Annotated in this window: 18 protein-coding genes; 11 read left to right on the top strand and 7 right to left on the bottom strand. The window is 62.0% G+C overall.

Annotated elements, in window-relative coordinates; all coding sequences use genetic code 11:
- Positions 1-153: 153 nt before the first annotated feature.
- Positions 154-2,619, top strand: a complete 2,466-nt coding sequence (locus AC1MEK_RS00810) for a PAS domain-containing protein (protein ID WP_480394355.1) — start codon at positions 154-156, stop codon at positions 2,617-2,619.
- 83 nt (positions 2,620-2,702) lie between these two features.
- Positions 2,703-3,458: a carbon-nitrogen hydrolase family protein gene (locus tag AC1MEK_RS00805; RefSeq protein WP_480394354.1), complete on the top strand. Its 756-nt coding sequence runs from the start codon at positions 2,703-2,705 to the stop codon at positions 3,456-3,458.
- Between the two features lie 834 nt (positions 3,459-4,292).
- On the opposite strand, the gene AC1MEK_RS00800 is transcribed toward AC1MEK_RS00805, so the two are convergent.
- Positions 4,293-4,862: a GNAT family N-acetyltransferase gene (locus tag AC1MEK_RS00800; protein ID WP_480394353.1), complete on the bottom strand. Its 570-nt coding sequence runs from the start codon at positions 4,860-4,862 to the stop codon at positions 4,293-4,295.
- A 169-nt stretch (positions 4,863-5,031) separates the two neighbouring features.
- Between AC1MEK_RS00800 and AC1MEK_RS00795 the strand changes: the two genes are divergently transcribed.
- Together AC1MEK_RS00795 and hglS are read left to right on the top strand one after the other, a co-directional pair.
- Positions 5,032-6,276 carry a 2-aminoadipate transaminase gene (locus AC1MEK_RS00795; protein WP_480394352.1) on the top strand — a complete coding sequence of 415 codons (1,245 nt, stop codon included), beginning with the start codon at positions 5,032-5,034 and terminating at the stop codon, positions 6,274-6,276.
- 15 nt (positions 6,277-6,291) lie between these two features.
- Positions 6,292-7,671 carry a 2-oxoadipate dioxygenase/decarboxylase HglS gene (hglS, locus tag AC1MEK_RS00790; RefSeq protein ID WP_480394351.1) on the top strand — a complete coding sequence of 460 codons (1,380 nt, stop codon included), beginning with the start codon at positions 6,292-6,294 and terminating at the stop codon, positions 7,669-7,671.
- Positions 7,672-7,759: 88 nt separating this feature from the next.
- Here hglS and AC1MEK_RS00785 read toward each other — a convergent pair whose 3' ends face one another.
- Together AC1MEK_RS00785 and AC1MEK_RS00780 are read right to left on the bottom strand one after the other, a co-directional pair.
- Positions 7,760-8,206, bottom strand: a complete 447-nt coding sequence (locus AC1MEK_RS00785; RefSeq protein ID WP_480394350.1) for a hypothetical protein — start codon at positions 8,204-8,206, stop codon at positions 7,760-7,762.
- Positions 8,207-8,311: 105 nt separating this feature from the next.
- Positions 8,312-9,634: an NAD(P)/FAD-dependent oxidoreductase gene (locus AC1MEK_RS00780; protein WP_480394765.1), complete on the bottom strand. Its 1,323-nt coding sequence runs from the start codon at positions 9,632-9,634 to the stop codon at positions 8,312-8,314.
- 414 nt (positions 9,635-10,048) lie between these two features.
- On the opposite strand from AC1MEK_RS00780, the gene AC1MEK_RS00775 reads away from it, so the two are divergent.
- Positions 10,049-10,732 (top strand): GntR family transcriptional regulator, encoded by a 684-nt coding sequence (locus tag AC1MEK_RS00775; RefSeq protein ID WP_480394349.1) that lies wholly within the window; start codon positions 10,049-10,051, stop codon positions 10,730-10,732.
- Positions 10,733-10,813: 81 nt separating this feature from the next.
- Here AC1MEK_RS00775 and AC1MEK_RS00770 read toward each other — a convergent pair whose 3' ends face one another.
- Positions 10,814-11,449 carry a cysteine peptidase family C39 domain-containing protein gene (locus AC1MEK_RS00770; RefSeq protein WP_480394348.1) on the bottom strand — a complete coding sequence of 212 codons (636 nt, stop codon included), beginning with the start codon at positions 11,447-11,449 and terminating at the stop codon, positions 10,814-10,816.
- A gap of 78 nt (positions 11,450-11,527) precedes the next feature.
- Positions 11,528-12,433: a hypothetical protein gene (locus tag AC1MEK_RS00765; protein ID WP_480394347.1), complete on the bottom strand. Its 906-nt coding sequence runs from the start codon at positions 12,431-12,433 to the stop codon at positions 11,528-11,530.
- A gap of 699 nt (positions 12,434-13,132) precedes the next feature.
- On the opposite strand from AC1MEK_RS00765, the gene AC1MEK_RS00760 reads away from it, so the two are divergent.
- From AC1MEK_RS00760 to AC1MEK_RS00735, 6 genes are all read left to right on the top strand, one after another.
- On the top strand, positions 13,133-14,452 hold the full coding sequence (locus AC1MEK_RS00760) for an NAD(P)/FAD-dependent oxidoreductase (protein WP_480394346.1): 1,320 nt from the start codon (positions 13,133-13,135) through the stop codon (positions 14,450-14,452).
- A gap of 93 nt (positions 14,453-14,545) precedes the next feature.
- On the top strand, positions 14,546-15,880 hold the full coding sequence (locus AC1MEK_RS00755; protein WP_480394345.1) for an MFS transporter: 1,335 nt from the start codon (positions 14,546-14,548) through the stop codon (positions 15,878-15,880).
- Positions 15,881-15,950: 70 nt separating this feature from the next.
- Complete coding sequence (locus AC1MEK_RS00750) at positions 15,951-16,856, top strand: dihydrodipicolinate synthase family protein (protein WP_480394344.1); 906 nt, start codon at positions 15,951-15,953, stop codon at positions 16,854-16,856.
- Complete coding sequence (locus AC1MEK_RS00745; protein WP_480394343.1) at positions 16,853-18,355, top strand: aldehyde dehydrogenase; 1,503 nt, start codon at positions 16,853-16,855, stop codon at positions 18,353-18,355. The genes AC1MEK_RS00750 and AC1MEK_RS00745 overlap by 4 nt, the downstream gene beginning before the upstream one ends.
- Positions 18,356-18,651: 296 nt before the next feature.
- Positions 18,652-19,530 (top strand): DMT family transporter, encoded by an 879-nt coding sequence (locus AC1MEK_RS00740; protein ID WP_480394342.1) that lies wholly within the window; start codon positions 18,652-18,654, stop codon positions 19,528-19,530.
- A gap of 178 nt (positions 19,531-19,708) precedes the next feature.
- Positions 19,709-20,401 carry a tRNA (adenine(22)-N(1))-methyltransferase gene (locus AC1MEK_RS00735; protein WP_480394341.1) on the top strand — a complete coding sequence of 231 codons (693 nt, stop codon included), beginning with the start codon at positions 19,709-19,711 and terminating at the stop codon, positions 20,399-20,401.
- 20 nt (positions 20,402-20,421) lie between these two features.
- Here AC1MEK_RS00735 and AC1MEK_RS00730 read toward each other — a convergent pair whose 3' ends face one another.
- Both AC1MEK_RS00730 and AC1MEK_RS00725 read right to left on the bottom strand, forming a co-directional pair.
- Positions 20,422-21,096: a GntR family transcriptional regulator gene (locus tag AC1MEK_RS00730; protein WP_480394340.1), complete on the bottom strand. Its 675-nt coding sequence runs from the start codon at positions 21,094-21,096 to the stop codon at positions 20,422-20,424.
- A 67-nt stretch (positions 21,097-21,163) separates the two neighbouring features.
- On the bottom strand, positions 21,164-21,898 hold the full coding sequence (locus AC1MEK_RS00725) for an SDR family NAD(P)-dependent oxidoreductase (protein ID WP_480394339.1): 735 nt from the start codon (positions 21,896-21,898) through the stop codon (positions 21,164-21,166).
- Positions 21,899-21,916: the final 18 nt, after the last annotated feature.

Below are 21,916 nucleotides of genomic sequence, written 5' to 3'. Positions count from 1 at the left end.
TCGCATGGCCCCGCTGTCTTGCGCCGGGGTTACAGTCATTTACGAATCGGCCCTGCCAGCGTTGTCGTCGCTCGCAGGGCAGGTCGCATTTCTCGCCCGGGCCGGATCGCCCTCTCACTAAACCAGAAGATTTTCCTGTTGCGAGTGACCTCCGTGTCTGACAACTGCGCTGCCAAGCCCTCCATCGACGTCTCCCCGCTGGGAGGCAGTTATTCGCCCAAGGCGGTCATCGAGCGGGAGCAGCGCGTGCTGGGGCAGATCGCCTCAGGGGTGCCGCTGTCGGAGGTGCTTAGCGATCTGGTGCTGGCGGTCGAAGCGCAAAGCGAAAACATGATCGCCTCCATCCTGTTCCTCAGCGACGACGGCCAGTACATGCTCCACGGCGCGGCGCCCAGTCTGCCTGCGGCCTACAACGAGGCGATCCACGGCATTGCCATTGGCGAGGGCATCGGTTCGTGCGGCACGGCGGCGGCCCGAGGCACGCCGGTGTTTGTCACCGACATCGCCACCGACCCTTTGTGGGAAGGCTACGCCGATCTTGCGACCTCCCATGGCCTGCATGCCTGCTGGTCGATGCCGATCAAGGCCGCCGATGGCGTGGTACTGGGCACTTTCGCGGTTTACTACAGCGAAGCCCGGGCGCCGACCCAGAGCGACATCGAAGCCATCGCCGTCATCGCGCAGACCGCGGCCCTGGCCATCGAACGGCATCGCACCGACCAGCGCCTGCGCCACAGCAACGATGAGCTGCTGGCGCTCAATTCCGAGCTGGAGCGCAAGGTCAACGAGCGCGCCAATGCCCGAAGCCGGACCTGGATGCTCAGCCCGGACCTGCTCTCGGTGATCGACGCCCAAGGCGTCATCGAGGCCTCCAACCCGGCTTGGCGCATCACCCTGGGCTGGTCGCCGGAGGACGCCCACGCCACCTTTCTTTCGTTCGTTCACCCCGATGATCTGGAGGCCAGCCGCGCGGTGTTCGCCAAGGCGGTGAAGGGCCGGCCCATCCTGCGTTTCGAAAACCGCTGCCAGCACCGGGATTCCAGCTACCGCTGGCTGTCTTGGGTGGCGGTGCTCGAAGACGGCAAGGTGTATTGCAGCGCGCGGGACATCACCGCCGAGAAGGAACAGGAAGCCAAGCTTGCAGCGCGCACCCGCGAGCGCGATCGTGCCTGGGGGCTGTCCCAGGAGCTGCTGGCGATTGTCTCGCCTGACGGCACGCTGGAGGAGGTGAATGCCCGCTGGCCCGAGCAATTGGGCTGGTCGGAGCAGGAACTGGTCGGCGTGCGGTTCACCGAGTACACCCATCCGGACGATCTGGAAAGCGCGGTGAAAATCTTCCACGGCATCGCCTTCGCGCCGCTGACCGTGCCCTATGAATACCGGCTGCGGCACAAGGACGGCACCTACAAGTGGTTCAGCTGGACCGGCGCTTTCCAGGAAGGCCGGGTCTACGCCGCTGGCCGCCACGTCACCGCCGAGCGTGAACAGGCCGAGGCGCTGCGCCAGTCGCAGAAGATGGAAGCGGTGGGGCAGTTGACCGGCGGCGTGGCCCACGACTTCAACAACCTGCTGACCGTCATCCGCTCATCCACCGATCTGCTCATGCGTCCGGACCTCAACGAAAAACGCCGCATGCGTTACGTCACGGCGATCTCCGAGACGGTGGACCGCGCCGCGAAACTTACCGGCCAACTCTTGGCGTTCGCCCGCCGGCAGGCGCTCAAGCCTGAAGTGTTTGGCGTGTGTGACAGCGTCAGGGCCATCAGCGGCATGATCGGCACGCTCACCGGCTCGATGATCGAAGTGGCCACCGACCTTCCCGACGAGGCCTGTTTCGTCAACGCCGACCTGAGCCAGTTCGACACCGCGCTGGTCAACATGGTCGCCAACGCCCGCGACGCCATGAACGGCCAAGGCAAGCTGACGGTGGCGGTGCGCGTGCTCGAGTCGATGCCGGCCGGGCGATTGCACGGTGTGGTCAGCGGACCGTTCGTGGCCGTGTCGATCACGGACACCGGCACCGGCATTCCGGCGACGCACCTTGAGCGCATCTTCGAGCCGTTCTACACCACCAAGGGCGTGGGCCAGGGTACAGGGCTGGGGTTGAGCCAGGTGTTTGGTTTCGCCAAGCAGTCGGGCGGCGAAATCACCGTGGCCAGCGAACTGGGCAAAGGCACGACCTTCACGCTGTTTCTGCCACGGGTCGAAGCCGAGCCTCGCACCCAGGATCAATCCGGCGCCGATGACGGCCTGGAAGACGGTCACGGGCTCTGCGTGCTGGTGGTGGAGGACAATGCCGATGTTGGCGTTTTCACCACCCATGCGCTCACCGAACTGGGTTATGTGACGGTGCTCGCCAGCAACGCCCACGATGCACTGGCCGAACTGAAAGCGGACGTCGAGCGTTTCGATGTGGTCTTTTCCGATGTCGTCATGCCCGGCATGGGCGGCATCGATCTGGGCTACGAACTGCGCAGGCTCTACCCGAAACTGCCGGTGGTGCTGACCTCCGGCTACAGTCACGTGCTGGCCGAGCATGGTGCCGATGGTTTCGAACTGCTGCACAAACCGTATTCGGTGGACCAGTTATCCAGGGTACTGCGCCGGGTCAGCAAGTGATCGGCCCGGTTTGCTGAGGATTGCCGAGAAAGCGCAGGCCAGATGCGGTATAACCTGCGCACCTTTTCCTGACCTCGATTGCCATGACTGATCTTGTTCTCTGCGCTGCCCAATTCTGTTCGACTGCCGGTGACCTCGACGCCAACATCGAAGGCCACTTGCGCCTGATGCGCCATGCCGCCAAGCATGGCGTGCAGTTGCTGATGTTCCCGGAGTTGTCCCTGACCGGCTACGAGCCGACCCTTGCCCGTAAGCTGGCGCTTGCGCCTGACAGTGCGCGGTTGCAGCCGCTGCGTGATCTCGCCATGCAGACGGCGATGACCACGGTCGTCGGCTTGCCGCTGCGTCAGGCGGACTCTGACGACATCCTGATCGGCGCGCTGGTTTTCGCGGATGATGGCTCGCAGGCGGTTTACAGCAAGCAGCATATGCACCCGGGGGAGGAGGTGGTATTCAGCGCAGGTTCTGGCGGTGATGCCTTGATGCTGGGGGGCGAACGGATTGCGTTGTCGGTGTGTGCCGATTTCACCCATGCCAGCCATGTGCAGGCGGCGGCCGATGCGGGCGCGGGTATTTACGCCACCAGCGTGTTGATCGGTGAGGGCGGTTATCCGCGGGACAGTGGCCTGTTGCAGGGCTATGCGCGGGAGCATTCGCTCGGTGTGTTGATGGCCAATCATGGCGGGCCTTCCGGCGGTTGGGCCTGCGCGGGGCGCAGTGCGTTCTGGGCGGCGGGCGGGGAGTTGGTCGTGAGTGCGTCTGGGATGGGGGATTGTCTGGTGATTGCGCGGCGTCGTGGTGGTGGGTGGCAGGGTGAAGTTGTGGAGTGCTCGGTTTAGGCCGCTAAAGGTCAAGATCAAGAGCGTTCTTCCTAACGTCAGACCTGTTTCGACTTCGTCGAGTTACTTGGAAAAGCCCCAAGTAACCAAGGGCTTTTGCTCCTGGTTTGGCCTCGACTTCGTCGAGGTTCCCTCTCTCCGGCGATGTTCCGTGGGCCCGGCGCGAAAGGGCCATCCATGGCCCCGCGCCTCGCGCGGCATCCTGCCGCTTGGCCCACTCCACATCACCTGCGTTCGGCCTGCACCCAAGTCGCGTTATGTGTCGCCTGGACATGCGTGCATGAAGATCAAAATCAAAAGCGACTTGCCAACGCCCTCGACCGGCTAACGCCGTCCCCGTAGCAGTCCGGCTTGCCGGCGACCTGGCGCGAAGCGGCAGCAAATCCTGTGCACGCGGCTTACCTGACACACTCCAGTCGCCTGATTTTACTGCCGCTGCGCGCCAGAACGCCGGCAAGCCGGACTGCTACGGGGATGTGGTGTTCTCAAAACCGTAGCAGTCGAGCTTGCTCGCGGGTCGCCCTCAAGATCGCCCCGCCGGCAAGCCGTGCTGCTACGGGGCGGTGTATACCCGTTTTTGATTTTGATCTTCGTACGCGAATCTCACAGACGCCACAAATTGCGACTTTGGGAGGCCGAGTGGAGGCATTGAGTAGTGGGCCAAGCGGCAGGATGCCGCGCGAGGCGCGGGGCCATGGATGGCCCATTCGCGCCGGGCCCACGGAGCAATGCCGGAAGGAGGGAACCCGGCGAAGCCGGGCCGGACAGGGAGCGCCAAACCCTTGGTTACTTGGGGTCATCAAGTAACTCGACGAAGTCGAAACAGGTCTGACGTTAGGAAGAACGCTCTTGATCTTGATCTTGATCTTGACGTTCACCTTCACCTGTCATCACGCAAAAAACCTGAAAAACCAGGCTCTGAGCCTCCCCCGGCACATCATCCAGGGTCCCTGCGCGCTGCATGCCGATCTTCTCCAGCACCTTGATCGACGCCTGATGATCCGGTCGCACCAGCGCCCAGACCCGCTCGATGCCCAGCGTCGAAAACGCATGTTCAAGCGCCGCATGCCCTAATTCGGTCGCAAACCCCTTGCCCCACGCCTCAGTCGCAAAGCGGTAGCCGACATTGACCCTCGCCTCACCCAGATAATCGTAATAAGCCACACCACCGAAGCCGATCACGTGCTCAGGCGTCGCCCGCTCGGCAATCGCCCACCAGCCCCAGCCATGCTGCGCCCAATGCCCGATCCAGGCGTCGAGCAAGGCGCTGGCCTGAGCCGGATCGCGCAAGGGCCCGGCAGGGTTGAACTGCTGGGTCTGCGGGTCGCTGTAGATCTGGAACAGGCGGTCGGCGTCGTGCATCGAGGGGCGGCGGTAGATCAGTCGGGCGCTGGTGAGGGACATGAACAGATAACCCAATGAGTGAGATCCCACACCCTAACCCAGTCTTGCGCTACAGCCAAAACCCTTGCGCTGCATGAATCGATGGAATGACCCCGCGACTATTTATCGTTTGTCTTGCCCACGCCTGATCGCTTGAATGGAGCCACTTTCATCAGGACTGCAACGGGCCATGAATCAGGACTGCATCAGCCAATCGATCAACATCGTGCACCCCGTGGAATTGACCCACGGCCGCAACGCCGAAGTCTGGGACACCAGCGGCAAGCGTTACATCGATTTCATCGGCGGCATCGGCGTGCTCAATCTGGGGCATTGCAACGAAGGCGTCGTCGCTGCCATTCGCGAGCAGGCCGGGCGCATGACCCACGCCGCGTTCAACGCCGTGCCCCACGACCAGTACGGCGCCTACATGCGGGCCCTGGCGGGGTTTGTGCCAGTGAGTTATCCGGTGTCCGGCATGCTCACCAACAGTGGCGCGGAGGCGGCGGAAAATGCGCTGAAAATCATTCGGGCCGCCACCGGGCGCGGCGGCGTGATTGCCTTTGACGGCGGCTTTCATGGTCGAACTCTGGCGACGCTGAACCTCAATGGCAAGGTCGCACCCTACAAGCAGAAGGTCGGCAGCCTGCCCGGGCCAGTCTTTCACCTGCCTTACCCGAGCGTCGACACTGGCGTCACGGCCGAGCAGGCGCTCAAGGCGCTGGAGCGGCTGATCAGCGTGGAGATCGATGTCGAGGAAATCGGCGCGATCTTCATCGAGCCGGTGCAGGGCGAGGGCGGGTTCCTGGCGCTGGACGCCGATTTTGCCAAGGCCCTGCGCGGGTTCTGCGACCGCCACGGCATCGTGCTGGTCATCGACGAAGTGCAATCCGGTTTCGGCCGCACCGGCGAACGCTTCGGTTTCAGCCGGCTGGGTATCGAGCCCGATCTGCTGCTGGTGGGCAAGAGCATGGCCGGTGGCGTGCCGCTGGGGGCGGTGGTCGGCCGTCGCGAGCTGCTCGACGCGCTGCCCAAGGGCGGGTTGGGCGGCACGTATTCCGGCAACCCGCTGGCCTGCGCGGCGGGCCTGGCCACGCTGGCGCAGATGACCGATGCAAACCTGTCGCGCTGGGGCGAAATCCAGGGCCAGACGATTGCCCGTCAGCATGCCCGCTGGAAGGAACGCTTCCCCTGCATCGGCCGCCTGACGGGTGTAGGCGCGATGCGTGGCCTGGAGCTGATCAATGCCGACGGCAGCCCCGCACCACAGCACCTGGCGGCCGTGCTGGCCAGCGCCCGCAAGGCGGGCCTGCTGTTGATGCCGAGCGGCAAGGCGCGGCATATCATCCGCCTGCTGCCACCCCTGACCACCGAACCGGCCATCCTGGAAGAAGGCCTGACCATTCTGGAAACATGCCTGGCTCAATTGGCCTGAGCGGAGACTTGTCTGATGAGCAATTTCGTTTCGCCTGATCGTATTCGTGCCGACTTTTCCCGGGCCATGAGCGCCATGTATCAGGAGGAAGTTCCGCTGTACGGCGACCTGATGCAACTGGTCGCCGACACCAACCGCCGCACCCTCGACACACATCCCGAACTGGCCCAGGCCTTGACCCATACCGGGGAACTGGAGCGCCTGGACCTGGAACGCCACGGCGCGATCCGCGTCGGCACCGCTCAGGAATTGGCGACCATGGGCCGTCTGTTCGCGGTCATGGGCATGCAGCCGGTCGGCTATTACGACCTGACGCCTGCAGGCGTACCGGTGCACTCCACGGCCTTTCGCGCAGTGGACGAAGCGGCCCTGCGCGCCAGCCCGTTTCGCGTGTTCACCTCGCTGCTGCGCATGGAGCTGATCAAGGACGCCGAACTGCGTGCCTTTGCCGAACGCACGCTGGCTGCGCGGCAGATCTTCACCTCGCGCGCCGTGGAACTGATCGAACAAGCCGAACGCGAAGGCGGATTGAGCGAAGCAGCAGCCAATGAGTTCGTGAGTCAGGCGCTGGAGACCTTCCGCTGGCACGGCCAGACCACTGTGAGCCTGGCCGACTATCAACGGCTGGACGGCGCGCACCGCTTGATCGCCGACGTGGTGGCGTTCAAGGGCCCGCACATCAATCACCTGACCCCGCGCACGCTGGACATCGACCAGGTGCAGGCCGACATGCCGTCTCGCGGCATCACACCCAAGGCTGTGATCGAAGGCCCGCCACGCCGGCAATGCCCGATTCTGCTGCGCCAGACCAGCTTCAAGGCGCTCAACGAGGCCATCGATTTCGTCGGCGATAACGGCGTGGAGCAGGGCAGCCATTCGGCGCGTTTCGGCGAGATCGAACAGCGCGGCGTGGCCCTGACGCCGAAAGGGCGAGCGCTGTACGACGCATTGCTGGCTCAGGCCCGCGAAGCGCTGGGCGGCTTTCCGTCAGAGGCCAACGCAGTGCGCTACAGCGAACTGCTGTCCGACGCCTTCAAGGCCTTCCCGGATGACTACGAGACCCTGCGGCGCGAACAACTGGCGTTCTTCCGCTACCGCGCCACCGACAAGCCGCATACACCCTCCAACGATGTCGATGCGCTGCTCGCCAGTGGCGCATTGGCGTATGAGCCGCTGGTGTACGAGGACTTCCTGCCGGTCAGCGCTGCGGGGATCTTCCAGTCCAACCTGGGCGACAACGCCCAGGCGCACTACGCCGAAATGGCCAACCGCGAGGCGTTCCAGCGCGCGCTGGGGCGTGAAACCCTGGACGAGCTTGAGATTTACGCGCGCACCGAGCAAGCCTCGCTGGACAACGCACTTCAGAGGCTGGGCGTTTCCGGGTTGGCGCGCTGAGTCGTGGCGCCCGTATCGACCCTGCGGGCATAGCGTAGCGCTCGGGCAAATTCTGCGATCTGCCGACCGCTGAGCCCGCGACCGGCACTTACCCCGGATGCACCATGACCGTGATCCGCCGCCGCTCGATGACCTTGAGCGAACCCGGCTCACCGGAAAGCCGGTCGAAGGTGACGGTGGCGTCGGCATTCTTTTTCGGCGATGGGGCGATTTTGATCAGTTGATACTGAGTGCCGTCTGCGACGTCCTGTTCCGGGATGTTCTGGATCTTGATCGTCGCGGCGTCGGAAGGGCTGGCGATCCAGGTTTCGCCGGGCTTGCGCGAGAGATGTGCGTCATAGGTGTCGCCTGCGACGCTGTGGAAGGTGCAGCCATCGACGGTTTCCACCTGGGCATCGCAGTACGGTGCCTTGGCACCCGGGCGCAGCGGGTTGGCGATGTCGTAGGCGACGTCGATCTGGTGGACCGCAGGCGCTGCGTTGGCGAGGCTGCAGAAGGAGAGGGCAGTGAAGCTGATCAGCAGTGGGCGGATCATGGCGTTACATCCTTTTAAATGAAGGAAGACACCCGGGCGGACGCAGCGCCAGCACAGGCTGCTGCGTCCGGGTCTTGCGTCAGGCCCGGGAATCAGGCTTGAAGATCAGGCCTCGAGGCCCGCGTCAGACATGCCTTTGCGCAGGGTGAAATTCACGCCCATCGACAGGAACGGCTGTGGCGGGTTCCAGTTGGGTTTCGGCGCCGAGAGCAGGTACTCGGTCAGCGGGTGTTTCTTGCCTGCCAGCATGTCGGCCAGCAGCGTGCCGGTGGCGGTGCCACGCACGGTGCCCAGACCGTTGCAGCCCAGCGCGCCGTAGACGTTGGGGCGCAGTTCACCGAAGAAACCGGCGCCGTTGCGGGTCATCGCCAGGCCGCCGCCCCAGGTGTGTTCGAACGGCACTTCCTTGAGTTCTGGGAAACGGCGCTCGAAGGACTGGCGATGGGCGACGCGGAACTTGTCGGTGTAGCCGGGCTTGGAGCGGCCGTCCGGGTTGAAGCTGAAGTTGTTGCGCACCAGGATGCGGTTGTCGTGGGTACGACGCAGGGTGGTGCCGAACGGGTCGGCCGGGATCACGCCCCAGAATTCCTTGCCGCCGATGCTTGCCTGTTCGGCAGCGGTCAGCGGGTGGGTCAGGCTGCCGTAGGTGAAGATCGGCAGCATGGTCCCGGACAGAAAACCGAAGTAGCCGCCGAAGGCGTTGTTGGCCAGCACCAGGGTGTCGGCAGTGATGCGGCCGGTCGGGTGGTGCAGCACGGTTTTCTGGCCATAGTCGACGGCGGTGATCGGCGTGTCTTCGTACAGCTTGACGTTCTCGGGCAGGCTGTCGGCCAGGCCTTTGACCAGCGCCGACGGCTGAACCAGCATGGTGCCCGGGGTGTACAGCGCCTTGCGGTAGAACGAGGTGCCGATGTGATCGCGCAGCTCGGAGCCTTCGATGATTTCGACCTTCTCGCCGAGTTTTTCCAGGCCGCCCTTGTAGGCATTGAGCACGGCGATGCCTTTGTTTTCGATGGCCGCCTGATATTTGCCGGAGTGGCGCAGGTGCGCATCGACGATGTTGTGCTCGTCGACCAGATCACGCAGCTTGCCTTGGCCGAATTGGTTCAGGTGCAGGATCTGCGTGGCGGTGGCCGGGTTGCCGATGTAGTCCGGCGCGCCGATGTCGTGGGGAACGTCGATCAGAAAACCGGCGTTGCGACCCGAGGTGCCGAAACCGACCTGCTGGGCTTCGACCAGAATCACCGTGTCGTTGGGGAAGTTCAGCGCCAACTGGCGCGCGGCGGCAAGCCCGGTGAAGCCACCACCGATCACCACCCACGGCGCCTGAGCGTCACCGATCAGCGGCGCCTTCGGCTGGCGCACGCGGCTGGTGTGGAACCAGCCCGGATCGGCGTCGTCCTTGGGCAGCGAGGCGATGCGCTGCAGCGACGACGGGTCGCTTGGCAGGCCGTCCGACAACAGGTTGGCGGCCCCACCCGAGGCCACGACACCGGCACCGACGCCAGCGCCGATCAGAAGATTCCTTCTTGTAACTCCCATGAAAACTCAACTCTTTGCAAAGGGTGGTGGATGACGCTCAGAAAAAACCATGCTTGGTTTTCCTGGGCAGAACAGGCGCGGCGGATCGCCGCACCTGGCAGTCGAGCGGGAGAATACACGATGTATACACAAAGTATATCTATGGTTTTTGTAGGGGATTATCTGTGATCGTCTTGAGCGCAGCCCGTGGTTCGCCGATTTATGTACAATCTGTGTACAACGAGTCGTTCAATCAACGAACGCGCGCGACGACGTCTCACCAGGCGAGTCGCCAAAACCTTGATAAGCCGGAGGTTGTGTGTGAGGGACAGCAAGACAACGATCTACGAAGACTTGAAGCGCCAGATCCTGACGATGGAGCTCTGCCCCGATGAAGTCCTGGACGAGCTGACGCTGAGCGAGCGCTATGGCATTTCCCGCACGCCGATCCGTGAAATCTTCCGCCGCCTGGAAGGCGAGGGCTACGTGCAGATCCGCGAGAACCGCGGCACGCGCGTGGTGCCCATGGACCACACCACACTGCGCAGCTTCTTCCAGGTGGCGCCCATGATCTATGCCGCCATCGGCCGCCTGGCCGTGCACAACTTCCGGCCTGCGCAACTGAACGAACTCAAGGCCACCCAGTTGCGCTTTCGCACCGCCACCGCCGAGCGCGACGCCTACGCGATGGTGCTGGAGAACAACCGCTTCCACGCGATCATGGGCGAGATGGCTGACAACAAATACCTGCAGGCCAGCCTCGATCGCCTGCTGATCGACCACGCGCGCATCGGTGACACCGTGTACCGGCCGCACAACGAACAGATGGAAAAGCACCTTGAACTGGCCGTCGCCCAGCACGACCTGTTCATCGAAGCCATCGAGCGGCGTGACGAAGAAGCGGTGGCCAGATTGGTGTTCGAACACTGGGAACCGGCACGGCAGAACATGGAAATGTATGTGGCACCACAGGGGATGCAGGCCGAGCGATTTTCGGTGGGTTGAATCCTTTGCTATTACTTCTAAAAACAAACCGCCGTCAGTCAAGTCGGCGGTCTTTGAGTCCAGCGCGCTGCAAGAGAATCGTTATACCGGTGTGACAATCGGTAAGGCGAGATAGCGAATATGCCCACCTAGGTGCATAGGAACCAACTCTCCTGGATCATTCAAGCCCCGGATCCCGTTGCCCGGCCAAGGGTCCATAAAACCTAAGTTAATGATATGAGGACCGGCTGGGGTGTTTTGGAAAGCAGCGGCGGTCAACACCATTGCATGAGAGAGGTTGCCAAATATCAATGGGCGTTCTTGCGCGAGACTTTCTAATATGAGTTGATTGTTAATCGCATACACGCCTGAGTCTGCGTCGTACGCTGCGATCAATCGGACATCAAATCGCTTACCTCGGGTGTCTGTCCAGCGTCGTGTCAGTGCTTGAGAAATAACGACACCTGATAAGGCAGGTATGTTGTCGATTGTTCCATACGCTCGTAGAACAATATCCTCTTGGTTTACATAGAAGCCATAGTAGGAGAAAACCATCTGAATTGATGCTGCCCAACACCACTGAGACATGCGCTGCGCTGCATAGGTTTCCTGAAGCCTTTGCATGGATATGCCGACTTCGCAGGCACCCAGCGGATTGCATTGTTGATATGAAAGTGCTCTAAATGGAGCTCCAACGGTCGCGAGCCCCAAGGCACTAATCAGCTGTCTACGATTCATGACTGTCCTGTATTCTGGCATGCAATGGATTTAAATTATTTAGAGCTCAATCTATGCGATGAAACGACTGCAGTCGCACTATGGCGCGCCAAGGGATACGTCTATTTGAGACAGCTCCGGAGGCGACGGACAGCGCGAGGTGGTTGTCAGGATTTGATTTACTTGAGTCTTCAATGTTTCGATGAGAGCAATCCGCGCCATGCCGGCAATTTGTGACGATTTCACCAGATTAGTAAAGTCTCCTACACGGCGACTGGCCAAGCTACAATCGCCCATGGAAAGTTCAGCGATGATCCAATCAGACACAACAAATGCGCGTGTCGCATTTATGCCGAAAGCCTTCTCGTCCTTCAATGCTTCCATGGAGTGCTCATAGGCGCGCCGGCCTTCGTCGACCTTGCCCGTAAAGAACATGAGTCTGCCTTGAAAGCGAAAAGCCTCTGACATCATTGAAGGTGGTGCATTTTTTGTCGCGATGGCCCGATCCACCAACTTCTTTGCACTCTTCCAGTCGTAGATGTTCATTGCCTCAGAGATTAATACGATCAGCTGTGGGATGCCTACTTCGTCACCGAGTCTGGGCAGTACTTCAGTCGCATACTGAATATTGGCCAGCACCTGAGGCACGACCATGGATGTCATCGCTGCCACCAGCTGAGGATTGTTTGAGTCAAACTGTATTTTCACCATGCCTTGGCGAAGATTTGCAACTGCATTTACAGCACCGTTGAATTCCGCCAAGTCTCGGATACGCTCCTCGCGAGGTTTACTCCAAAATACATCAAATAACGATAGCGTGCTCAGTGCGATTCCCACGATAAGCGCGATGAAGCTGATCCTCTTCTCGGTTTTTTTTAGCCATGTATTATCGCTTGGCTTTTCCAGTTGTTCTAAGCGTGCGTCGAATGCGTTCAGCGCAGCGCCGACAAGTGCATCAAGATCCTGTTTGTTTTGTTGGTTGGGGAGGCTGCGTTCTTCGCTCATGTCACGCTCCTTGTCAAAATGGATGCGCTGACCACAAACAACCGGCGACCTCTAGAGTCAAGGTGACGATCGACAGGGCGTCAAGAGATAATCGATCTTTTGTTCCGTTTTTCGAGTTCGGAGGTGGAAAGCCGGTTAGCGGCATATAGGCCTCGTCGAATTTCATGGCTAAGAAATGACAGCGGGTGAGACGTTCAACTTTGTGGGCACTTAGGAGCGACAAATAGATTTAAGTTGTTCACCTTCCAGCGGTGGTGCTTTGTAGGGGCAGACCCATCGTAGAGGAGATCAGCTCATCAAGCCTTGTGCTCCGCTCAGCGTAGATGTCGGATGCCTAAAGGGGCAGTCAGGTTTCGAGAAAGCGACAGTACGCGAATGAAGTCCACGTGTCGTATTTCCAGAATTGAGCTGGTAGGAGACTGTGGCGTCAGCATCCAAATGCTTATCCAGCGACCGAGCTTCTGCCTGGGTTAAGGGAGCCTGAAATCGACTCTCTTTGGTCTGTTAGCGACATGCTCAATGACATCGATAGTTAAGTAAGTATCTGATTTAAAAGAAAAATATAGGTTGTATAGCTCATTTTTTCCTGAATACTCTATGTATACACACAAAATACAATCCATTGACCGGCCATTTTGGCCATGCGAATCTGCGCGCCATCGTTGCACTCACAAGTACAAATAACGCAGGTCGCAAGAGATGGTGAAAGTCGTAAATACTCCGGCCGATGACGCCACGTGTGGATGGTTCCATTTGAGCCCTGCACGCCGGGCGCGCAGTTCGCACTACGGCATCAGCCGGGCCCGCTGGGTGGTGGTCGGGGCGGGGTTTACCGGCCTTGCGGCCGCGCGTCAGTTGGCGCTGAAATTCCCCGATGACGAGATCGTGCTGGTCGAGGCGCAACAGGTCGGTTTCGGCTCGTCCGGGCGCAATGCCGGTTTTGCCATCGACTTGCCCCACGACATCGGTGCGGCCGATTACATCGGCGATATCGCCACGGCGAAGATGAGCATGAAGCTCAACCTGACCGGGCAGAACATCCTCAAGGATCTCGTGGCCAAGCACGGCATCGACTGCCAGCTGCGCGCCTGTGGCAAATACCAGGCGGCGGTCGAGGACCGTGGCATTGCGGTGCTGGACGCCTACCGCGGCGGGCTGGACAAGCTGGGCCAGGAATACGAAGTCATCGATGAGCAGGACCTGCCGGGCCACATCGGCACCTCGTTCTATCGCAAGGCGCTGTTCACCCCGGGCACTGCGCTGATTCAGCCGGCCGCGCTGGTCAAGGGCTTGGCCGACAGCCTGCCGGCCAACGTCACGCTGTATGAAAATACCCCGATTACCGAAGTGCAGTACGGCGAGCGGACAGTCTTGAGTCATGCACACGGCCGCATCGTCGCCGACAACCTGGTGCTGACCAACAACGCCTTCGCCATGAGTTTCGGCTTCCTCAAGGGTCGCATGCTGCCGGTGTTCACCTACGCCAGCCTGACCCGCCCGTTGACCGAGGAAGAACAGGCAAAACTGGGCGGCCTGCCGTTCTGGGGCGTGATCCCGGCCGACCCTTACGGCACCACGCTGCGCCGTACCGTGGACAACCGCCTGCTGGTGCGCAACAGCTTCAGCTTCAACACCGACGGGCGCGCCAATCCCAAGTACCTGCAGCGTTTCGTCAAGCGCCACCGCGAGTCGTTCATGCGCCGCTTCCCGATGCTCGGCGACGTGGCCTTCGAATACACCTGGGGCGGTTCGCTCAGCCTGTCGCGCAACCACATGGCGCATTTCGGCCAGTTGGCGAAAAACGTCTACGGCGCGCTTTGCTGCAACGGCCTGGGTGTGACGCGCGGCACCGTGACCGGAACGCTGCTGGCCGACTGGCTGGCCGGGGAGCGCAACGACCTGATCGACTTCGCCGCCCAAGGGCCGGGGCCGAGCCGCAACCCCCCGCAGCCGCTGCTGTCGGCCGGGGTCAACATGAACCTTCTGTGGGGCCAGCGCCGCGCCGGTATGGAGAGCTGATCGACGCATTGGAAGGATTCAGCGCGTTCGCGACACCCGATTCTTGCGTAGATGCCGCGCCTCTCAATGGCGCGGCCGGTAGAGGAGACAATAATGACAAGTCCTGCAAAATCATCGATTGAAGATGTTCCGCTCAATAACTTTCACCGCCTGCTGACCGTACGTTCCGGCGGGGGCTCCTTCGTCGATGGCTACGTGCTGAGCATCATCGGCATCGCCATGCTGCAGATCACCGCCGCGCTGAACCTCACCGAGTTCTGGCAGGGCATGATTGCCGCGTCCGCGCTGATGGGCGTGTTTTTTGGCGGCTTCCTCGGCGGCTGGTTGACCGACCGGCTGGGGCGCAAGCGCGTCTACTTCATCGGCCCATCGCTGTTCATTCTCTGCTCCGTGGCGCAACTCTGGGTGCAGTCGGCCGAGATGCTGTTCCTGCTGCGCTTCGCCATCGGCCTGGCCGTGGGCATCGAATACCCGGTGGCGACTTCGCTGCTGGTGGAGTTCCTGCCGCGCAAGCAGCGCGGTCCGCGTCTGGCGGCCCTGACCATTCTCTGGTTTGCCGGTGCGGCCTGCGCCTACATCGTCGGCACCGAGATCCTCAACAACGGCGGCGACGAGGCCTGGCGCTACGTGCTGGCCAGTGCCGCCGTGATCGGCCTGGTGCTGTTCGCGCTGCGCATCGGCACCCCGGAATCGGCGCGCTGGCTGCTGAGCAAGGGCCGCGATCAGGAAGCCGATCAGGTGATCAAGCGGGTCTACGGATCGAGCTGGTCGCTGCGTGATCTGCCCGAGCAACCGGACGAGAAGAAGATGTCGTTCCGCGACCTGCTGCGCTCCGGCTACGGCCAGCGCCTGCTGTTCGTCACGGTGTTCTGGTCGTGCTCGATCATCCCGGTGTTTGCCGTCTACGCATTCGCGCCGAAGGTGCTGCAGGCGCTGAATTTGAAAGGCGAGTGGGCTTCCTACGGTTCGATGGCGATCACGCTGTTGTTCGTGGTCGGCTGCATCATCGCCACCAAGCTGATCAACACCATCGGCCGTCGCAGCATGCTGATCCACAGTTTCCTCTGGTCCGGCTTGGCCCTGTTGGCGTTGGCGCTCAACGCCGAAGGCAGCCCGATGGTGGTGCTGGTGCTGTTCGGTGCCTACGCGCTGTTCATCGGCGGCGCCCAGGTGCTGCAACTGGTGTACCCGAACGAGCTGTTCCCTACGGAAATCCGTGCCTTCGCGGTGGGTATCGGCACCTCGCTGTCCCGCGTCGGCGCAGCAATCGGCACCTACCTGGTACCGCTGTCCCTGCAGAGCCTGGGCATCGCCGACACCATGTACGTCGCAGCATTCGTGACCCTGGTCGGCCTGGTCGCGGCCTGGACCATGGCCCCGGAAACCCGCTCGCTGAACCTGCGCGATGCGGCTGCCCTGAATAACTGAATCCCTGACACCACGGCGGCGTGCCAACGTTGGCGCGCCGCCAGAAACTTCTTCTGAAAGAGAGGCAACCATGAAATTCGAAGGTATCTACACCCCAGCCATCACCCCGCTGACCGCCACCGGCGAGATCGACAAGCGCGCCTTCGCCGAGGTGCTGGAGTACCTGATCGACGCCAAGGTGCACGGCATCATCATCGGCGGCTCGACCGGCGAGTACTACGCGCACTCGTCCACCGAGCGTGCAGAGCTGGCAGCGCTGGCCAAGGACGTGATCGGTTCGCGCCTGCCGCTGGTGATCGGCACCGGTGCCATTCGCACTGAAGAGTCGGTGGACTACGCGAAGGTCGCCCGCGAAATCAAGGCCGACGCAATCCTGGTGGGCTCGCCTCCCTACGCGCTGCCGACCGAACAGGAAAACGCCATCCACGCCCTGACCGTGGACCGCGCCGCCGACCTGCCGATCATGCTCTACAACTACCCGGCGCGCATGGGCGTGAGCATGGGCAACGCGTACTTCTCGCAAGTGGTGCAGTCGAAAAACGTTGTGGCGATCAAGGAAAGCTCCGGCGACATGGGCCAGGTTCATCGCCTGGCGCGCAATTTCCCGAACATCGCGCTGTCCTGCGGCTGGGACGATCAGGCGCTGGAGTTCTTCGCCTGGGGCGCGCGCAGCTGGGTCTGCGCCGGTTCCAACTTCACCCCGCGCGAACACGTGGCGCTGTATGAAGCCTGTGTGCTGGAGAAGGATTTCGACAAGGGTCGCAAGATCATGAACGCCTTCATGCCGTTGATGGATTTCCTCGAAGGCGGCAAGTTCGTGCAGTCGATCAAGTACGGCTGCGAGCTGGGCGGCCTGCGCACCGGTGGCGTGCGTGCGCCGCTGCAAGGGTTGGTCGAGGCCGAGAAAGAAGCGCTGCGTGACATCGTCAAGACCCTGAAAAACGACGTCGCGCAGATCCAGGCAGGTGCGCAATGAGCGGTGCGAGCGAGCTGCTGACCGCGGCGCAGTACGCCGACATCGCTGCCAGGCTGACGTTGCCGACCCAGTCGTTCGTCAATGGCGAGCGCTACACCTCGGTGTCCGGCAAGACCTTTACCACCACCAACCCGGCGACCAACGAGGTGCTGGCGCAGATCACTGCGTGCAACGCCGAAGACGTCGACTACGCCGTGGCCAAGGCCAACGAAGCGTTCAACGATGGGCGTTGGCACAAGCTCAGCCCCGGTGATCGCAAGCGCGTACTGCTGCGCTTCGCCGATTTGCTGGAGCAGAACGCGGTGGAGCTGTCGGTGCTGGAAAGCCTGGACAGCGGCAAGCCGATTCGTGAATGCCAGTTGACCGATATTCCGGAAACCATTCACACGCTGCGCTGGCACGCCGAACTGATCGACAAGATCTACGACAACACAGCGCCCGTCGGCAACGGCGCGCTGACCCTGGTGGTGCGCGAAGCCATCGGCGTGGTCGGCCTGGTGCTGCCGTGGAACTTCCCGCTGCTGATGCTGGCCTGGAAAATCGGCCCGTCGCTGGCGGCTGGCTGCTCGATCATCGTCAAACCGGCCAAGGAAACCACCCTGACCGCGCTGCGTGTGGCTGAACTCGCATATGAAGCGGGCGTTCCGGCCGGTGTGTTCAACGTGCTGTCTGGCGGCGGTCGCGATGTGGGCGAGCCGCTGGGCAAGCACATGGACGTGACCATGGTCAGCTTCACCGGCTCCACCGACACCGGGCGCCTGTTCCTCAAGTACGCGGCGGATTCGAACCTCAAGCGCATCGTGCTCGAGTGCGGCGGCAAGAACCCGGCGGTGGTCATGCCCGATGTCGCCGATCTGGACCACGTGGCTGCGCAAGTGGTCAACGGCGCGTTCTGGAACATGGGCGAGAACTGCTCGGCGTCGTCGCGCCTGATCGTTCACGAGGACATCAAGAATGACCTGCTCGAACGCATCGGCGTGCAGTTGCGCGAATGGAAACTGGGCGATCCGCTGGACCCCGAGAACCGTCTGGGCAGCATGATCAGCCGCTCGCACTTCGAGAAGGTGCGCTCCTACATCGAGCAGGCAGCGGTGGAAAAACTGCCGGTGGTGTTCGGCGGCAAGACCTCGGGCGAGATCTTCGTCGAGCCCACCGTGGTCGATGGTGTGGGCGCGGACAGCCGTCTGTTCCAGGAGGAAATCTTCGGCCCGGTGCTGGCGGTCAGCACCTTCAGCACGATCGAGCAGGCCATCACCCTGGCCAACGATTCGGTCTATGGCCTGGCGGCGTCGGTGTACACCGACAACCTGCGCAACGCCATCAAGCTGTCGCGGGAAATCCGCGCGGGCGTGGTGACGGTCAACTGCTTCGGCGAGGGCGATGCCTCCACGCCGTTCGGTGGTTACAAGGAATCCGGTTTCGGTGGTCGCGACAAGTCCATCTGGGCGCATGACCAGTACACCGAACTGAAAACCATCTGGATTGACGTTTCCGAGTGATGTTCGCTCGGTAGCGACAAGGGGCGCACCCGCTGCGGATTTCCCCGCAAAGTCCGCAGCGGGCCGCGAACCAGGCTTTACCTCTGTCTCCTGCAACACACAAGAACAACACCTTAAAGGGCTTGAGCAGATGCATTTTGTTGAACGAAGCACCGTTACGAGTGCGAAAAACACACGGCTCACACTCACGGAACAGAGGAGAACGGCAGCCCTGAAGCTTTTCCAGGACTGCACGTAAAAAACCGCTCCCGGCCGAGAGGATAGCCACAGATGCCACCTATTCTCGGTTACTGCCCATGACGACTTACAGAACTGCCCTGACTTCTGCTCATGTCACCGCTTTACTCTTCGGACTTACCGGCATTTTTGGCGCCCTGATTCATGCCGATGCCAGCGTCATCACCCTGGGTCGCGCAGGCTTTGCCATGCTCGCTCTGGGCCTTTTTGCCCTGGTTCAGCGCTTGCCGCTGTTTCGCGGGCTGGATCGCTACAAACTCGGAATCCTTCTGCTCTCGGGCGCGTTGCTGGCGGCGCACTGGGTGACGTTTTTCATCGCCATCAAGGTCGGCGGGGTGGCGGTCGCGACCTTGGGCTTTGCCAGCTTCCCGGCGTTTATCGCAGTGCTGGATATTTTGATTTTTCGCGAGCGTCTGCACCTGTCCGAATCCATCTTGCTGGTGCTGGTCACCGCCGGTCTGGTGCTGGTCACGCCGTCGTTCGGCCTGGGCGACAGCGGCACTATCGGGCTGCTTTGGGGGCTGGGTTCGGGGTTGTCGTTCGCGCTGTTGGCGATGACCAACCGCCGCGCAGCCAAAGGCATCAATGCCACGCAGGTGGCGTTCTGGCAGAACCTGACGGTGGTGCTGCTGGCGCTGCCATTCGCTTATCAGAGCCTGGACGGCCTGGGGGAATATGACTGGGTGAACCTGGCGCTGCTGGGGATCTTCTGCACTGGCTTGTCGCAGTACCTGTTCGTCAAGAGCCTGGAAGGGCTCAATGCCCGCAGTGCCGGGATGATCATCTCGCTGGAACCGGTCTACGCCATCGCCTGCGCCTGGTGGTTGTTCAAGGAAGAGCCGTCGTACCGCATGCTGGCCGGGGCTTCGTTGATCGTGCTGGCGATCCTGCTGTCGGCCCAGATCAAATCGCCGCAGCGGCAGTCTGCTGCGCATTGACCCGACGCCGCGAACCGTAGCAGTCCGGCTTGCCGGCGAGACGCCCGCAAGATCGCTGCCGCCGGCAAGCCGTACTGCTACAACCCGATCACCGGGATTTGTGTTCGCGGCCTTGGCCCGGCAGAATCGCGCCCCCGATCCGGCGGTGGGTGCCGGGTGGTGTGGTGAGGGTCGGCGGTTGAACGAACAGACATTGTCCAGGCGGCTCGAACGGGTGGCGGCCCATGTGCCCCTGGGCGCGCGGCTGGCCGATATCGGCTCGGATCACGGTTATCTGCCGGTGGCGCTGGTCAAGCGCGGGCAGATCACTGCGGCGGTGGCCGGTGAGGTGGCGCTGACGCCGTTCAACGCTGCCCGGCGCACGGTGCGCGAGAACGGCCTGGAGCAGCAGATCAGCGTGCGCCTGGCCAGCGGTCTGGCGGCCATCGAGGCGCAGGACGGGATCACCGCGATCAGCTTCTGCGGCATGGGCGGGGAGACAATCCGCGACATCCTCGAACAGGATCAGGCACGCCTGAACGGGCAGGAATTGTTGATCCTGCAACCCAACGGTGGCGAACAACCGCTGCGCCTGTGGCTGATGGAACACGGCTATCGCATCGTCACTGAAGACCTGCTGCACGAGAACCGTTTCTTCTACGAGATCATCGTCGCCCAGCCCTCGAATCCTGTGGTCTACAGCGAGCGGGAGCTGTACTTCGGCCCCTTGCAGCTGCAAGCCCGCAGCCCGGACTTCTTGCTCAAGTGGCAACGCATGTTGCGCCTCAAGCAGCGCACCTTGAGTCAGTTCACCCACGCGCAAAGCGTGCCCGAAGAGAAAGTGCGAGAACTGACCCGACAGATCCAGTGGATCACCGAGCTGCTGGGTTAAGGCTGCAAAAAACGCCTGAGTCAGTCGTGGGCCGATTCCAGGTACTCGACCATCTTCTGGTTGCCATCCAGGATGTCACAGCAGATCGCCGCCCGCGCCGCAGCGCCGTCTCGACGCTTGAGGGCGTCGAGCACTTCCCAGTGATGATCGATGGCCATGCGCTCGTTGAAGTTGGCGTAGGCGCGGGCGATCAAGGGCCCGGTGCGCATCCACAGACTGTCCAGCAACCCGGCCAGCACCGGCATGCGGGCGATGGTGGTCAGGGCGTAGTGAAATTCCTGATTGCACTTGAGCGCCGCCTGCAGGTCCTGCGCGTTGATCGCGGCGATGTTACGTTCGATACAGTCCGCCAGGTCGATCAGGTCGGCGTCGGTGACCAGCGCCGCAGCGGTTTCTGCGGCCAGGCCTTCCAGCGCCAGGCGGATGCTGCGGATTTCCGCGTATTGCGCGGTGGTGAGCCTGGGCACGCGGATGTCGCGGGGTGTCTTGAGGATCAGTGCCTGTTCCTTGGCCAGTTGCAGGATCGCGTCGCGCACCGGGGTGACGCTGGTGCCCAGTTGCTCGGCCAGGTCGCGGATGCGCAGGCGATCGTCAGGCTGGAAGCGCCCAGTGATCAGCGACTCGCGCAGCAGCTCGTAGATGCCGCTGCCCAGATACGCGTGGTTGAGGGGTTGGATGGGGTAGGAGTGGCTCATGAATCGCTCGTCAACGGCAGATGCCCGGCCTGAATGATGGGAGTTTCCGGCCGGGATTTCCAGCGTCTCAGACGTGCTGGCCGCCGTTGACATGGATTTCCGAGCCGTTGATATAGGCCGCGCCGTTGGTGCAGAGGAAATGCACCAGCGAGGCGACTTCCTCGGGCTTGCCCAGGCGATGCATGGGAATGTCGCGCTCGACGATCAGTTCGGTGCCGGCCGAGAGAATCGAGGTTTCGATCTCGCCCGGCGCGATGGCGTTGACCCGCACGCCGTGAGGGCCGAAATCGTGGGCCATTTCCCGGGTCAGCGCGGCCAGCGCGGCCTTGGAGCAGGCGTAGGCAACCCCGGCAAACGGATGAACCCGCGAGCCTGCAATCGACGTGACATTGATCACTGAACCCTGCGCCGCCTTGAGCTCGGCGAACAGCCCTTGGGCGAGCAGGGCGGTAGAGAACAGGTTGACGTTGAACACGCTCAGCCAGGTCGCGTAGTCGGATTCCAGCACACCCAGGCGCGAACCGCCTTCACCCTTGGGCGAGATCCCGGCGTTGTTGACCAGCGCATCCAGCCGGCCGCCGAGTTTCTCCCGAATGACCGGCAGGCTGCGGCGGACTTCGTCGATGTCCTCCAGATCCAGATGAATGTGGTTCAGCAATCCTTCGGCCCAGGGGCAGTCCTGCGTCCAGTCTTGCCTGGAGGCAGTGAACACGCGCCAGCCCGCAGCGCTGAAGTGTTTCACCGTCGCATGCCCGATACCACGGCTTGCACCTGTCAACAGCAGTGTTCGTTGCTCGCTCATGACGCGCTCCCTGAAGTT

The organism is Pseudomonas sp. 2, from assembly GCF_056627435.1.
This window is presented reverse-complemented; position numbering and strand designations above follow the sequence as displayed.

What these genes read in the sequence shown, in the direction of transcription:
- AC1MEK_RS00805 (WP_480394354.1), top strand. Translation starts at nt 2,703, where the DNA reads ATGACTGATCTTGTTCTCTGCGCTGCCCAATTCTGTTCGACTGCCGGT.
- AC1MEK_RS00745 (WP_480394343.1), top strand. Translation starts at nt 16,853, where the DNA reads ATGAGCGGTGCGAGCGAGCTGCTGACCGCGGCGCAGTACGCCGACATC.
- AC1MEK_RS00730 (WP_480394340.1), bottom strand. Translation starts at nt 21,096, where the DNA reads ATGAGCCACTCCTACCCCATCCAACCCCTCAACCACGCGTATCTGGGC.
- AC1MEK_RS00770 (WP_480394348.1), bottom strand. Translation starts at nt 11,449, where the DNA reads ATGAATCGTAGACAGCTGATTAGTGCCTTGGGGCTCGCGACCGTTGGA.
- AC1MEK_RS00750 (WP_480394344.1), top strand. Translation starts at nt 15,951, where the DNA reads ATGAAATTCGAAGGTATCTACACCCCAGCCATCACCCCGCTGACCGCC.
- AC1MEK_RS00785 (WP_480394350.1), bottom strand. Translation starts at nt 8,206, where the DNA reads ATGATCCGCCCACTGCTGATCAGCTTCACTGCCCTCTCCTTCTGCAGC.
- AC1MEK_RS00760 (WP_480394346.1), top strand. Translation starts at nt 13,133, where the DNA reads ATGGTGAAAGTCGTAAATACTCCGGCCGATGACGCCACGTGTGGATGG.
- AC1MEK_RS00725 (WP_480394339.1), bottom strand. Translation starts at nt 21,898, where the DNA reads ATGAGCGAGCAACGAACACTGCTGTTGACAGGTGCAAGCCGTGGTATC.
- AC1MEK_RS00765 (WP_480394347.1), bottom strand. Translation starts at nt 12,433, where the DNA reads ATGAGCGAAGAACGCAGCCTCCCCAACCAACAAAACAAACAGGATCTT.
- AC1MEK_RS00800 (WP_480394353.1), bottom strand. Translation starts at nt 4,862, where the DNA reads ATGTCCCTCACCAGCGCCCGACTGATCTACCGCCGCCCCTCGATGCAC.
- hglS (WP_480394351.1), top strand. Translation starts at nt 6,292, where the DNA reads ATGAGCAATTTCGTTTCGCCTGATCGTATTCGTGCCGACTTTTCCCGG.
- AC1MEK_RS00755 (WP_480394345.1), top strand. Translation starts at nt 14,546, where the DNA reads ATGACAAGTCCTGCAAAATCATCGATTGAAGATGTTCCGCTCAATAAC.
- AC1MEK_RS00740 (WP_480394342.1), top strand. Translation starts at nt 18,652, where the DNA reads ATGACGACTTACAGAACTGCCCTGACTTCTGCTCATGTCACCGCTTTA.
- AC1MEK_RS00795 (WP_480394352.1), top strand. Translation starts at nt 5,032, where the DNA reads ATGAATCAGGACTGCATCAGCCAATCGATCAACATCGTGCACCCCGTG.